This is a genomic window from Anabaena sphaerica FACHB-251 (assembly GCF_014696825.1).
Lineage (GTDB): Bacteria > Cyanobacteriota > Cyanobacteriia > Cyanobacteriales > Nostocaceae > RDYJ01.
Map to the genome: position 1 here is coordinate 60,489 of NZ_JACJQU010000018.1, position 14,476 is coordinate 74,964.

At 38.3% G+C, this 14,476-nt stretch carries 14 protein-coding genes; 6 read left to right on the top strand and 8 right to left on the bottom strand.

Annotated elements, in window-relative coordinates; genetic code table 11:
• Nucleotides 1-71 precede the first annotated feature (71 nt).
• The 7 genes from H6G06_RS21965 to sipA all read right to left on the bottom strand — a co-directional run bounded on the left by H6G06_RS21965 (nucleotide 72) and on the right by sipA (nucleotide 7,052).
• Nucleotides 72-293: a DUF4327 family protein gene (locus H6G06_RS21965; RefSeq protein WP_190564049.1), complete on the bottom strand. Its 222-nt coding sequence runs from the start codon at nucleotides 291-293 to the stop codon at nucleotides 72-74.
• Between the two features lie 85 nt (nucleotides 294-378).
• Complete coding sequence (locus tag H6G06_RS21970; RefSeq protein ID WP_190564050.1) at nucleotides 379-684, bottom strand: hypothetical protein; 306 nt, start codon at nucleotides 682-684, stop codon at nucleotides 379-381.
• A gap of 970 nt (nucleotides 685-1,654) precedes the next feature.
• The gene (locus H6G06_RS21975; RefSeq protein ID WP_190564052.1) at nucleotides 1,655-3,523 is read right to left on the bottom strand and encodes a CheR family methyltransferase; all 1,869 of its coding nucleotides are present in this window, start codon (nucleotides 3,521-3,523) and stop codon (nucleotides 1,655-1,657) included.
• 957 nt (nucleotides 3,524-4,480) lie between these two features.
• Nucleotides 4,481-5,353, bottom strand: a complete 873-nt coding sequence (locus H6G06_RS21980) for a polyphosphate kinase 2 family protein (protein ID WP_190564054.1) — start codon at nucleotides 5,351-5,353, stop codon at nucleotides 4,481-4,483.
• A gap of 41 nt (nucleotides 5,354-5,394) precedes the next feature.
• Nucleotides 5,395-5,865 carry a hypothetical protein gene (locus H6G06_RS21985; RefSeq protein ID WP_190564056.1) on the bottom strand — a complete coding sequence of 157 codons (471 nt, stop codon included), beginning with the start codon at nucleotides 5,863-5,865 and terminating at the stop codon, nucleotides 5,395-5,397.
• 330 nt (nucleotides 5,866-6,195) lie between these two features.
• Nucleotides 6,196-6,753 carry a peroxiredoxin gene (locus H6G06_RS21990; RefSeq protein WP_190564154.1) on the bottom strand — a complete coding sequence of 186 codons (558 nt, stop codon included), beginning with the start codon at nucleotides 6,751-6,753 and terminating at the stop codon, nucleotides 6,196-6,198.
• A 50-nt stretch (nucleotides 6,754-6,803) separates the two neighbouring features.
• The gene (gene sipA / locus H6G06_RS21995) at nucleotides 6,804-7,052 is read right to left on the bottom strand and encodes a regulatory protein SipA (protein WP_190564058.1); all 249 of its coding nucleotides are present in this window, start codon (nucleotides 7,050-7,052) and stop codon (nucleotides 6,804-6,806) included.
• A gap of 121 nt (nucleotides 7,053-7,173) precedes the next feature.
• On the opposite strand from sipA, the gene gntT reads away from it, so the two are divergent.
• The gene (gene gntT / locus H6G06_RS22000) at nucleotides 7,174-8,532 is read left to right on the top strand and encodes a guanitoxin biosynthesis MATE family efflux transporter GntT (RefSeq protein WP_190564060.1); all 1,359 of its coding nucleotides are present in this window, start codon (nucleotides 7,174-7,176) and stop codon (nucleotides 8,530-8,532) included.
• A 656-nt stretch (nucleotides 8,533-9,188) separates the two neighbouring features.
• On the opposite strand, the gene H6G06_RS22005 is transcribed toward gntT, so the two are convergent.
• Nucleotides 9,189-9,674: a Spy/CpxP family protein refolding chaperone gene (locus tag H6G06_RS22005; RefSeq protein WP_190564062.1), complete on the bottom strand. Its 486-nt coding sequence runs from the start codon at nucleotides 9,672-9,674 to the stop codon at nucleotides 9,189-9,191.
• Between the two features lie 315 nt (nucleotides 9,675-9,989).
• Between H6G06_RS22005 and H6G06_RS22010 the strand changes: the two genes are divergently transcribed.
• The 5 genes from H6G06_RS22010 (at nucleotide 9,990) to H6G06_RS22030 (ending at nucleotide 14,445) form a co-directional block, all read left to right on the top strand.
• Nucleotides 9,990-11,198: a sensor histidine kinase gene (locus H6G06_RS22010; RefSeq protein ID WP_190564064.1), complete on the top strand. Its 1,209-nt coding sequence runs from the start codon at nucleotides 9,990-9,992 to the stop codon at nucleotides 11,196-11,198.
• On the top strand, nucleotides 11,195-11,857 hold the full coding sequence (locus tag H6G06_RS22015; RefSeq protein WP_190564066.1) for a response regulator: 663 nt from the start codon (nucleotides 11,195-11,197) through the stop codon (nucleotides 11,855-11,857). The genes H6G06_RS22010 and H6G06_RS22015 overlap by 4 nt, the downstream gene beginning before the upstream one ends.
• A gap of 455 nt (nucleotides 11,858-12,312) precedes the next feature.
• The gene (locus H6G06_RS22020) at nucleotides 12,313-12,684 is read left to right on the top strand and encodes a roadblock/LC7 domain-containing protein (protein WP_190564068.1); all 372 of its coding nucleotides are present in this window, start codon (nucleotides 12,313-12,315) and stop codon (nucleotides 12,682-12,684) included.
• A gap of 166 nt (nucleotides 12,685-12,850) precedes the next feature.
• Complete coding sequence (locus H6G06_RS22025; protein ID WP_190564070.1) at nucleotides 12,851-13,390, top strand: GTP-binding protein; 540 nt, start codon at nucleotides 12,851-12,853, stop codon at nucleotides 13,388-13,390.
• 125 nt (nucleotides 13,391-13,515) lie between these two features.
• Nucleotides 13,516-14,445: a DUF4388 domain-containing protein gene (locus H6G06_RS22030; protein WP_190564072.1), complete on the top strand. Its 930-nt coding sequence runs from the start codon at nucleotides 13,516-13,518 to the stop codon at nucleotides 14,443-14,445.
• Nucleotides 14,446-14,476: the final 31 nt, after the last annotated feature.

A 14,476-nucleotide genomic window follows, 5' to 3' on the forward strand; every position in this document is an offset into this window, starting at 1 on the left:
AGTAATTAGAGAGAAAAAATGTTGATGATTGAGATTCTATTGCTGATTGTTGTCTGTTGAATTCTTACCTTTTAATCTTCTTCCTGTGGTTTACAAGCAATCAGGTCAATAATTCTATCTCTGAGCAAATATTCGTTTTTTTCTAGTTCATGCTCAAAATCAGCCCATTCACCATCAAGAATATACTTAAACAGTGTATAAATTGGCTGCTGAGGTTGAACAAGTCCCTTGCTTACAAGTCGGCTTGCTCTTTCTTTGATAAATTCAATGTCGTACTTAACAACAGTATCCATAGCTATTTTTTTTGGTTATCCATCAAAAGATTAAAAGACAAAAAAATTTATATTAATCAAGGCGAAAATTAAACTCATGCAAGACTCATGCAGGTGAAGATAAAGTTGTTGTTTTTTTATTGGCAACACCATTATTTCTCTTCAGAGAACCCAAACGAGCTAATTTCATATTGGGTAGGGGGGGATAGAAAGGAGTCAGGCCAACTTCGGCAGAACTTGGTATATTTGCATCTGTGCCAGTCTTGCCTGCCGATGGTAGCGTTTTCCCAGCGTTTCTTGCTGCACCTTCAGGAGTTATGATGGTTCCACCACAAAGTTGCTCAGAGGAAGTATCAGTTAGTTCTTCGACTAACTCAGTGATGGATAGAATAGCTGTCTTGTTAGTAAACATTTTATCGCCAGTTCCATTTCACTAGACACTTGACAAGAATAAATGAAATTAATTACTTTTGGAATGAACCTTAAGAGATAATTATTTAGTTAGAGGAGCTAATCTAGAGTAGCTAATCGCTACGCTACCGCTTACTGCTATTACCCTCTTTGTTCAATTTATTTAGGGTTTGCTGAGAAAGTCTTCTAGTGGAGGCTATACTGTTCGGTTAAGGATTTTTGTAGGTTGGGTTGAACAAAGTGAAACCCAACAAACCCTTGTAAATGTTGGGTTATGCCTTCGGCACACTGCGTGAACATTCCTCAACCCAACCTACATAATTTCATTTTTTGAGCTTAACCGACAAGTATTGCTAGTGGAGGTAGGCAACAGGGAACAGGGAACAGTTTTAAGTGTTGAGTAGGGAAAAATTTTCCTTTGAGTAAGACTCACAGGACTTACACACTGGCATATTAAGTAACTTGGCACAATTAAATATAAAACCTCTCTCCAAACCTCTCCCCTACCAGGAGAGAGGCTTTGACTCCCCCTTCCCTAGCAGGGAAGGGGGTTGGGGGTTAGGTTTATATTATATTTTTTAACGCCCACTTACTTAGCGTTTCCTAATCACATGAGTTATATCATACAGGACTTACGCAAAACAGAACGGAAGTAGGGGTAATACCGCAACGGGCAAGCAAGCTACATGAATTACCTCTACCCAAGAATCAGGTTTTGAGTTCAATCTTGCGTAATACCAATTTTATGTGAGGCTGCACAGAATGATGACATCAATAGACATCTGGTGGTAATTAAATGTGCGTGGTTTGAAACCCTTGTAGAGACGTTCCGGCGGAACGTCTCTACCATATTTCCGGAGAGGTCTAATAGACTTGTCCATCTTTATCTGTGTTTATCTGCGTTTATCTGCGGTCAATTATTCTTGATATCTTATTCTATGCAACTTCATATCAATTTGGTATAAGTTCTGTTATTGATGAGAAATCATACTTCTGATTTTATCTACATCTGCCATAATCAATACGACTCCTTCTATTTTTTTGTCGATTAGGGGAGTGAGAGCGACATAACATTTGATTTGTCTGCCACGGCGATTAGTAGTGTCTAAAATCATTTCTTGGAAATCTGTTTTACCTGCTAGGATTTCGCAGATTGGCGATCGCAAATCTTCCACAGGCAACCCAATATCTAAGATAAACAGAGACTTATTTATAACTTCATCATTCCGTAAGCCCCATAAATCTTCTACTAAATGATGCCAAATTAAAATGTTAAAATTTTTGTCAATGACAAGCATTCCTGTTTGCAAACTTTTGAGAATGGAAGTGATAAAAATATTGCTACGGTTAATTTCTAACGTGCGATCGCTTAACTCATAATTGATTGTCTGTAATTCCTCATTGGCAGATTGTAGTTCTTCATTCATTGTTTCCAGTTCTTGATTGGTAGACTGGAGTTCTTCGTTAGTAGTTTCTAATTCTTCATTAGTAGACTGAAGTTCTTCGTTAGTGGTTTCTAATTCTTCATTAGTAGACTGAAGTTCTTCGTTGGTGGTTTCTAAATCTTGCTGAGAACGTTGCAGTGCTTCTTGAAGTTGAATATAACGGGTGACATCATTAAAGGTGATGCTGACACCTAATAAGCTGAAATTATCGTCTTCCAGAGGTGTAATCCGCACATCCAAATATTGCTTTTCTGAGTTAGATACATAGCGTTCTACATTTGTGATATTGATGGGACGGCGTTCTTTATATGCTCTTTCAATCAGCGATCGCAACTCTATGGGTCGATAGGAAAGTTCCAAATCCTGAAATGGACGATCTAAATCCCTCTTTGAAAGACCAAACAAAGTGCGGGCTGGCTCGTTAAGCATCACTAATACACCATCAATATTAATGACTATTTCTGCCACTGGGACTGCATCAAAGGCTAACTCTCGCAGTCGAATGTGTTTAGATAAACCACGGCTAGAGTCATCTTCTGGTGAATCTGGAATCTCCAAGAGGCGATCGCGTATATTTGGTGATGATATCTTAGTAAAGATCCGGTTTTTCAAGTCTACAGAGGTGAATAAATTGGAATACATCAACAGCATCTCTGCTTTACCTAAAAACAGATAGCCAGTATCATTCAAGGCAAAATGAAAACGAGCCATTATTCGCCCTTGAACCTCAGAATTGAAATACATCAACGTGTTGCGACACACCAGCAAATCTAACCGAGAAATCGGCGCATCTAGAAATAAATTATGACGACCAAAAATCACACAACGACGCAAGTCTTGACGGAATATATAATTATTCCCCACTAAATCAAAATATTTATCCCGTAGTTCCGTGGGTACAGTATCGAGATCTTTGGCTAAATATACAGCTTGACGAGCTTGGTTGAGAGCCTCTTCATCAATATCTGTAGCATAAATTTTGACTCGCTGACGAAAATCTTCTGCTCCCAATGCTTCAGCCAACAGTATTGCTATAGTATAAGCTTCTTCTCCAGATGCACAACCAGCAGACCAAATACGAATCTGCTCACTATTCTTTTTCCTTTTAATGATATTAGGAATGACTTTATTTCCTAAATATTCCCAAGTAGAAGCATCTCGAAAAAAATCAGTTACATTAATCAAAATAGTATTGAACAAATAATTAAATTCTTCTGGGTGAACTTCTAGATAGTCTACATAATCATTAAAGTTATCTATGCTTAGTGATTGTAGGCGCTTATTTACTCTACGCAGCAAAGTTGAACGCTTATAGCCAGTGAAATCAAAACCCCGATTTTGTCTGACATGAATTAGGAGATTTTCAAAGTTGTGGTTTTTTTCTGAGGAATTCATAGGATAAAAAATGCAGAATCAGATTTCAATATGTTTTGGTGTTTTATGCGGAGTAAGCATAATTTCAATGACAAGCAATTAGTGTTTCACTCTTTTCTGTATACAAAATTAAAACCACACTACCAGTAAACTAGACTCACATCTTGCACCAGGCGACTGGAAGTCACGGCTATACATACAAAACCCACCTGCGTGGGTTTCAAACCCTTGATTTTCCGTGAGTCCGTGCAGACGGACTTACTTCGTATAGCAGTATCTTTCTAATCACCAGGGCTTGGTGCAAGATGTGAGTAGACTTAGTAATCTAACATCATCAAAATTAAGAAAACCGTACCCTAATTTTAAAATCAACCTCAATTTATTCATTTTTTCCAAACTTTTAAGCATTATTCATAATCAATATAACTCTTGGAAATCGTTACATCTTAATACTTTCAATCATGGTAATTTAAGGATATGCCCTACAGGAAATTTCATCTTTTAGTACCCCATTACATTACATATCATTTCTTGCTGCCAATAATGGAAAAATCTACAATCCTTTATAATAACGGAAACTTTTACTCTATTTATATATTAATTTTTTGTAGCAATTTCATCTAATTTTTATTATTTTATAGAATTTTCTACGACTTATGCAAGTGTCACATCCAACATCTCTTGTAGAATGCCTCAGACTGCACGAATCCTGTCAAGAAACAGCTAAATTCTTCAAATTCCCCCTTTTTAAGGGTGAGTTAGGGGGATCTGAAGATATTTGATACATCAAAAAAGACTTTTAAAACGTCCTCTTAGAGGATGTTTTAAAAGTTTTGAATGTATAAATAAACCCCTCTCCAAACCTCTCCCCGACGCGGGGAGAGGCTTTGAAACCCCCATTTCCTCGTAGGGAAGGGGGGAAGGGGGGTTAGGTTGCCGAAGATTATTGGTTTCATCTAATACTTTTCAAACAACCTCTTAGTCAATTTCACTTTCTAGCATTTTTTTAGCTTCTAAAAGCTTCTGCTTATACTCTTCACTAACAATAGGATATTGTAAATTTAATTCTCTTAATTTAGCGCAGATAATTTCCGAGACAACCAAACGTGTAAACCACTTGCGATCAGCAGGAATAATATGCCAAGGAGACCATTCCGTGCTAGTGTGGTTAAAAACATCCTCATAAGCCATCATGTAATCATCCCAAAATGCACGTTCTCGCACATCGTTAGCCGAAAATTTCCAATTTTTTTCAGGTGATTCAATTCTGTCTAAAAAACGTTTTTTCTGTTCTTTTTTCGAGACATTGAGAAAAAACTTGAGAACAATAATCCCATTATTTACCAAATATTTTTCAAAATTATTAATTTCCTCAAAACGCTGCTGCCATATTTGATTACCATCACCAATATAGTGAAGTTTTTGTTTTTCCAGAATTTCTGGATGTACGCGCACCACCAGTAATTCTTCATAATATGAACGGTTAAATATACCAATTCTCCCCCGTTCTGGTAAAGCCTTCATCGAGCGCCACAGGTAATCATGATCTAATTCTTCATCACTGGGTGCTTTGAAACTAAAAACCTGACATCCTTGAGGATTTACCCCAGACATCACGTGTTTAATAGTGCTATCTTTGCCAGCAGCATCCATCGCTTGAAAAATAATCAGCAAAGCATAAGTATTTTGAGCATAGAGAATATTTTGATAATTAGCTAATTCTTTAATACCTGCCTTTAATTTTATTTTCGCCTCCGCTTCTTCATGAAATTCAGCTTTATAACTTGGGTCATAATCATTTATTAAAGAAATCTTAGCCCCAGGATAAACAATAAAAGGATCATGATTCATCTGCAATAGCACCTTAGTACAACTCAACTCTGAAATTGTGTCTAACTTTTGTGGTAATGACGCATTACTTCTCTACCAATTATAAACATTCCTGTCACACCCAGACAAACACACCCTATATATGGATACCAATATTTTCCTATTTGCTCAACTGTACTTAATTCCGGATGTAAGGTATTTATGTACAGTAATAATACCAGAATCATCAACGCCCCAAAGCCGACAAAAGTTAGACCAATATAAATCCTTGCGGGTTGCAGTTCAAAATCGCTAATATTTTTAATATCGATTGCGGCTAAATCCTGAAGTAATTCTTCTGCTAAAAATGATGTTAATTGCAATTTTTTACTCATTTTTGGCGGTAAAATCGAACTGAGTGTAGCTACAGTGGGGCGACGTAGCCAAGCCTCAGTATCTCGTAACAATTCTAGAGGCTGACGGCTATTTGTTGTTTGAGCAAGTTTGTTATTATCTGTAGCAGTTGGGGTAGTAGCTTTGCTTTCACGGTTCATACCTACTATGGCTGATGATAACCAAGAATATCCACTAGCCTAGCGGATTTTCATGGGATTGGTGATAACTCAATAGACATCTGGTGGTAATTAAATGTGCGTGGTTTGAAACCCTTGTAGAGACGTTCCGCCGGAACTTGTAGAGACGTTCCGCCGGAATTTGTAGAGACGTTCCGCCGGAACTTGTAGAGACGTTCCGCCGGAACGTCTCTACCATATTTCCGGAGAGGTCTAATAATTAAGTTGAAACTTATCAGTGATACAGCACTTTGCGTAGCGGCTAGGTACAAGAGGTCAGTTAGTCGCGCAAAGTGCTGGAACTGACAACTTCTAAGAATCAGCGGACTGTAACTTTTCCAGTCGTGCTAAAACTTCTGTACTGTGAATATTGGGATTCACCTTGACAAAAGTCTCCCGGATCATCCCCTGTGGATCAATGATAAAACTATGACGCATAGATACATAGCCAATCCAAGAACCATAAGCTTTACTGACTGCACCATTAGTATCCGCTAACAAGGGGAATTTTAGCCCTTCAGAATCACAAAATTCCGCGTGGGAATCAATATCATCCGCACTCACACCAATAACCTGAGTGTTTTTTTTCAGATATTTGGGTAAGTCTTGTTGAAAACGCCGCGCTTCGATAGTGCAACCAGATGTAAAATCTTTGGGATAAAAATACAAAACTACCCACTGACCACGCAAATCAGAAAGGGAAATTTTGCCATCTCCTGTGTTGGTGGGTAAGGTGAAATCAGGCGCTGGTTGGTTGATTGCAGGTAGTTTACCACCCAAAGCATTAGCAGTGGGGGTAAAGTTCAACCAACTGATTAGGGATAAGCAGGTGGCAAATAAAATAGTGATAAAAGTGCGACGAGAAATCATTTTGCAAACCAGAATCATAACTTAACACAAGTTAACATTCTTGCTGACTGCTATTCTGGATCAGGCTGAGATGCAGGCGGATTTTCTGTACTTTCGATGTATTGGCTATCGATGAGGAAAGTACCTCTAGTAAAGCGTACACCCCAATATCCACCGGGGCGACGGTCAATAACTATACCTTCTTCACCAATGCTAATCACTTCAGGCGGACGTAACATGGGCATGGGGTCAGCAGTTTTGACGTATGGTGGTAAGGCAACAACACGGACTTTACTACCCATGGGGAATTCTTGAGACATTTTCCAATATTGAGAAAGTACAACAATTTCTCACTTTTAACAGGGTTTTGCTGCATTTTCCACATCTGTTTTTTGATGATGGCAATAAACTTCAGTAGTGCTAACTTAAATCAAAAATGCTATGCCTGATGCCGTCTCAACTAAATACGATTTTTTACCCCGATTTTATCGGCTTGCAACTGTAAGTGTGTTGTCTAATCTGATGGTTCCCCTGGCAGGGTTGGTAGATATTGCCTTTTTGGGACATTTGGCAGATATCCGTCACTTAGCTGGGGTGATTTTGGCAACTATTCTTTTTGACTACCTTTATCGGGTTTTAAAATTTATGCGGTCGAGTACCAATGCTCTGACTGCTCAAGCTGCGGGACTGGATGAACCAAAAGCTGTGCTATTGGCGGGATTACGCAGTGGTTTAATTGCCTTATCTGTAGGGTTAGTTATTCTACTGTTGCAATACCCTATACAGAAGTTTGGTTTTTTTGTTTTGAGTGGTTCTCCAGCAATTGAAGCTTCTGGAGTCGATTATTTCAACGGAAGAATTTGGGGCGCACCTGCTGTTTTGCTCAATTTTGTCCTCTTTGGTTGGTTTTTAGGACGGGAAATGAATGGTGTAGTGCTGCTGATGTCTATCGTTGGTAATGGTTCTAATGTGTTGCTTGACTATCTGATGATTGTTAAGTGGGGTTGGGAAAGCATGGGAGCCGGTTTAGCAACAGCTTTAAGTCAGTATTTGGCGCTAGGAGTTGGTTTGGTTGGGGTTGGTTTGAGTATCGAGTGGCAAGTGTTACCAGATGCGCTGTTAGGAATGTTTGATTGGGTAGCACTTAAAGATACTTTTGCTCTCAAGAGTAATATTTTGATTCGATATGTAGCGATGATTTCTGCCTACTCTATTTTTACTAATCTCAGTGCAGTGCTAGGAACAGATGTTTTAGCAGAAAATGGCTTGCTGCTGCAAATTGCTTTTTTGAGTCAGTTCGCAGTTCAAGGTGTGGGAGTGACAACGCAAACCCTGACTGGCAATTTTAAAAGTAAGGGCAATCGAGAACAGATGATCCCATTGCTAACTGTCTCTATGGTGGCAGGTTTGGCGATCGCTTTGCCCTTTGCTTTTATATCTATGATTTTTCCAGAGCAAGTTTTTGGGCTGTTGACTAATCACCCAGAGTTAAACACCAACATTACTAAGTATACAATCTGGCTGTTACCTGTTTTGCTAATTACAGCGATCGCTTTCATTCTCGAAGGTTACTTTATCGGTTTAAAGGCAGGTGCAAGCTTACGTAACGCTGTATTACTGGCTTTTTTCGTGGGTTTTATTCCCCTAGCGATCGCCGCTTGGTATTTCCACAACAACCACCTCTTATGGGCAACTCTTGTCTCTTACATGACAACTATCATGGTAGCATTGGCGATACAGCTACCCCAAACTTTGAATGCCCAAGACGTAGAAAATCACCAACCTCTAGCTAATTCTTAACTAGACTCAATCAAAACAATTGACTATTTTTTAAACATTATCTGAGGTAGGGTTATATCTAACAATACAATCCTGATGTGATAAGCCATAAGTAAGTGGGCGTTAAAAATTGTCGTGATGACAAGGGAACAGGGAACAGGGAACGGGGAAGAGGGTTTTGGTGAATTTACTTTTTGTTACATACTACTCTTCGAGAAGCCGCTACGCGTCTACGGTTTTTTCCCGCCGACTTACTTAGCTCATTTTTATATTCTTCTTTCTGACTCCTGAGTCCTGAATTCCTATATTCTATTTTTTCTTGAAAAACCCTACAGAAATCGCAAACATCATGAGTAATGGGAAAAAGGCAAGAGGCAGAAGTTCTTTAATAGACCTCTCCAGAAATATGGTAGAGACGTTCCGCCGGAACGTCTCTACAAGGGTTTCAAACCACGCACATTTAATTACCACCAGATGTCTAATTGTGATTTTTGACTTTTGACTTGATTAGGACTTACGCAAGTGTCACATCAAACATCTCTCATAGGTTACATCAGACCACATAAATCCTTTCAATAAACCGATTTTTGACATCTGACGCACCCTACTAATATGCCAGTTGCGTAAGTCCTGTTGATTTATCTCCCCAGTTCCCCTTTTTAAGGGGTTGGGGGAATCTAAAGAGAATTATTACTACCTTGTTGACGACGTGATTTCCAATTCTGCTGCATTTGTTTCATTTGTTCCCGTTGTGCTGGAGTCAAGACAGCTTCCATCTGTTGTTTTGATGACTCCTTAATTTCCCGCATTCTAGTTTTTTGTGCTTCAGTTAAATTCAAGGAAGCAAAAATATCTTTTTTCCCTCTTCCTCTACCTTCACCCTGTGAACGTTGATTTTGAATTTCTTGCATTGCAGCTTTTAATTGTTCTTTTTGTGCTGTAGTCAGAACTTTATCTATTTCTGCACGGGTATTGCTGCGAATTTCCTGCATTCTGGCTTTTTGTGCATCACTTAGTCCTAACTTTTTCCAAGGACCTTTTTTTGCGAATTCTTTACCTGCTTGAGGAGAAGGGGTGGTTTCTTGCGCTTGCGCTACAAAAGGGGTTGCGGTTAAGGTGAGAGCAAAAGCAGCAGCTATAAATGATAATGTCTTACTTTTCATAAATTCCCTTGTGTTTTTCCTGGTTGGATGTCACTATAATATGAAATCATCCCCTGTTAGCACATGAGTAGAAAGTCACGTCTACAACCATGACTTTAGTCATGTTTCAAATCCGAGAAATATATATCACAATAAAATAGTAATAACTTAAAAATACAGAATAAGCTCATCAACAAGCTACGCTCACAGAATTAAGAACCCAAAATCAACAAAGCTTATAGCCATTGGGTTGATGACTTGAACAAAATATATATTGTGGAAATTCTTGTGCTGGCAAGCATTCTCTGACTCCTGACTCCTGACTCCTGACTTTTTATGTCTCGTCCTATCCTAATTAATAATCATCCATTTCGGTTTCTGCTTTATTTAGAATGGGTATTGCTGGGGCTTTCCGTATTAATGGTAATTTTGCCCTCACCATCACCAAAATTTGCTGCATCGTTTCCTGGGTTAACTATCTGTAGTTTAGCATTTTTTGGGTTGATGGGTTTAAGATTACCTACCAGTAATCAAGTTGAGAAAATTCTATATACAGCTAGTGAAGTATTTTTAATTTTAATTACGGGTTTTTTCGGCGGTAGAACAGCTAGATTATTTCCTTTTTTATACTTAATTTTGGTAACTCGCAGTTGCTTAATTTTTCAATTGCCAGGACGTTTAACAGTTACTTTTTTATCCTTTATTTTCTTTTTAATGACACTGAAGACTCGCTTGCCACCTCATAAAGTAGGACCAGTATTACAAGATAAATTTCGTTTTTTCAGTTTTAGTTTAGCAGTTTTATTTGGATTAAGTTTAATATTTGTTTTACTATTGATGAATGCCGTCTTATCTGAACGTGAAAGTCGAGATAAATTAGCTCATGCTAACGAAAAACTCCGTCAATATGCCCTGAAAATCGAAAATCAAGCTACCTTAGAAGAGCGCAACCGCATTGCTAGAGAAATTCATGATTCTCTAGGACATTCTCTTACTGCTTTAAATCTACAATTAGAAACCGCGTTAAAACTTTCTAAGTCTGATATGCCGAGAGCCATGACATTTTTAGCGACAGCTAAGGAACTGGGAACAAAAGCGTTACAGGATGTCCGTCAATCAGTTTCTACTATGCGATCACACCCTTTACAATCACAATCTTTAGCAGAGGCTATTGCTATCTTAGTAGAAGATTTTCAACGTGCCAATGGGATTTTACCAACTTGTCTAATTTCTCTAGAATATCCACTACCCACAGAAATGAGTATTCCCATTTACCGGATTATTCAAGAATCATTTACAAATATTTCTAAATATGCGAAAGCCACATCTGTACAACTAAAATTAACTACAACAAATCAGGCTATTAAATTAATAGTTAAAGATAATGGTAAAGGTTTTGATATCGCACAAAATACCAGCGGTTTTGGTTTGCAAAGTATGCGCGATCGCACTTTAGCTTTAGGTGGGGAATTTACTATTAATTCTGCTCATGGTGCAGGTTGTCATATTATAGTTACTATTCCTTTAACTAGGGAAAAATCATGATTAAAGTTTTACTGGTAGATGACCAAGGTTTAATTCGTCAAGGTTTAAAAGCATTATTAGAATTAGAAACAGATTTAGAAATAGTTGGAGAAGCCGAAAATGGAGAAGTTGCGATTAATTTAGTGGAACAATTACACCCAGATGTAGTTCTGATGGATATCAGAATGCCCATCATGGATGGAGTTGCAGCAACCAGAGAAATTCAAACCCGCTTTCCGACTACAAAAGTTTTAGTATTGACAACTTTTGATGATGATGAATATGTCAAAGCCGCATTACAGAATGGAGCAATGGGTTATTTACTTAAAGATACACCGTCAGAAGAGTTAGCTGTTGCTATTCGCGCTGTTGATAAAGGATATTCTCAACTAGGGCCAGGAATAGTCACAAAACTTTTAACTCAGTTTCCACCTACAGCACGCAACCCAACACCATCCGTACCACCAAATTTAACCGAATTAACACCTAGAGAGAAAGAGGTTCTATACTTAATTGCTACAGGTGCTAGTAACCGTGAAATTGCTCAGGAACTCTACATTTCTGAAGGAACAGTCAAAAATCATGTTACTAACATTTTAAGTAGACTTAATTTGCGCGATCGCACCCAAGCAGCTATTCTTGCTAATACATTTTTATCCCACTTAGAGCCACATACTTAACTACATTACTACCTGATATTTCTGAGAATTATTGCTGTTTGAAAGTGACTGGATGTATAGCATATTTTTGCGTACTCAGCAATATTATTGACAAAAATTCATACAAATTTCATAAAGACTTAACCTAATCTAAAAGTACCAGGCTCCAGTGTAAATTGTCCAGCAAGCCCTCCCTGCCTGTATTTCCGAGCCTAAGTCAAAAAAAGAGATTGTTTATATTTACTTAACTTATAGATGGGATAACTTAAACTAAATTCAGTATTTTCCCGGTATGAGATTAACCTTTCCTTCAGCATAATATAAGTCAATGGGGAACGGAAGCAGCAGCATTCATTTACACATTTTCACTATTGCTAAAAAAAGTAACAGGTGCATAATCCAATAAAGATGTAGGTCTTTGATCCCCGATTTGCTCAAATCCCCAACTCAAATTTAGAAAAATAGAGAATACCAATATGGCCATCAATACAGAAAAACTGAGCATGATTTTACAAAACTTTGTAGCATCTACAGCTGATGTTCAAGGAGCAGCACTTGTCACCCCAGATGGTCTATCTTTAGGTGCAAGTTTGCCTGGTGGAATGGACGAAGAAAGGGTATCAGCAATGTCGGCATCCATGCTATCTTTGGGTGAAAGAATTGGGGTTGAGTTAGCTAGAGGTACAATTGAGCGCATCTTTGTAGAAGGTAAAAAAGGCTTTGGTATTTTAACTGGTTGCGGTGAAGATGCAGTATTCCTAGTTTTGGCTAGTGAATCTGCTAAACAGGGTGTATTAATGCTAGAAATTAAACGTGTTCTTACAGAACTCAAACTAGTTTTGGCCTAAATGCTGTATATCAAAGTTCACGCAATTATAAGTTCCCTTCTGGAAAAATACAGATAAAGCGAGGGAACTTTCTACCCAATACCAAAAAACTATCAACGACATTTAGGAGCGTAGTCAAGCTAGTGAATAATTACTCATTATCTGTTTATTTATGGAGTAAATAAACATGGAGATTATGCGCTTAATTGTCACGGGATCTGTAGGTGCGGGTAAGTCCACTTTTATCCGATCTGTCAGTGAAATTGAAGTAGTAGATACAGATACCCGTGCCACTGATGAAACCGCATTACTGAAACAAAGAACGACTGTTGCCTTTGACTTTGGTCGTCTGCAATTTGGTCCTGAGATGGCTCTACACCTTTATGGTACACCTGGACAGTCTCGCTTTGATTTCATGTGGGATATTTTGATTCGCAAAGCTCATGCTTATATCGTACTCATAGCCGCACATAGAGCCAGAGAATTTCGTTATGCACGTAAAATCATTAACTTCATGCAAGACCGGGTTGAGATTCCCATGATTATTGGTTTAACACATACCGATTGTGCTGGAGCTTGGTCTGAAGAAGATGTGTACCTTGCTATTGGATATGTTGATGAGGCTGAACGACCTCCTATGGTTAGAGTCAACCCCAATGAAAGAGACTCTGTAGCTGAAGCAGTCATTGTCTTAGTGCAGCATTTGATGGAAAGTTGTCCAGTTTAATCCCAGAGATTCTGGTTTTTTAGGAAAAATTCCTAAATGAAATAAAAGGTTTTTGAGATGAATTTGCCCAAGGATATTTTTCTGATTATTTCCATATTTTAATCCTTTTATACGGGAGGTAAATTATGACTATTACTGGTAACTTTGCAGATTTTTCCTTACCCGAACTACTTCAGTTTTTAGATCAAGGTAAAAAAACAGGTATACTTTACATTGAATTTTTAGCTGAAGAACATGATAAAAAGAAAAAGCAAGTTTATTATATCTGGTTACATCAAGGTCGTATAGTCAGCGCATCTGATCGATTAGATCAACAAGGCTTAACATTAATGATTGCTCAAAGGGGGTGGATCAGTGAGCGAGTAATATCCAGAGTAACTCAAATTTCCTCTTGTTTTATTAACTCACCACTGGGGCTATGCTTAAAGTCTCAGGGACTGTTGCAGCCAGAACAACTGAAAGTGCTATTTAATAGCCAAGTTTTGCGTCCAGTATGTGCCTTATTCCAAGTCAAGGACGCTCTATTTAGATTTGAGCCAACACCAACATTACCTCTAGGGGAAATGACTGGTTTGAGTATGTCCGCAACTGAGGTCATATTAATTGGTCTGCGTGCATTGCGAGATTGGAATGCTTTAGAAGAAAAACTTCCAGACCCAACTTCAGGTTTGTCAGGTTTGATGGTCAAACAGCCCAAACTACAGCTAAATGCTCAAGAATGGCAAGTGTGGGAATTTGTTAACGGGCAGGTTTCTTTACAGCATATTGCTAATCAACTGACAATACCTATAGCAACCGTACAACAAATTGCTTTCCGACTGATTGTAGTTGGTTTAGCAGAAGAGTATTTTATGGTTGCTGCTACACCCACTTTCACTCTGGAAGAATCTATTTCTGCGCCCACTCCCACAATCACTTTCCCAGAACCAGTACCGGAGACTGTACCTGCAAGTAGACCCACAGCAAAATCTCCAGAAAAGTCCACAGAAAAGCCATCTGTTAGCCAATCGTTTCTCAAAAATTTAGTAGGTTTTCTTCGTAGTAAAACCTCATAATTAAAAAAGCAATTTTGGTGCAACATTTAGG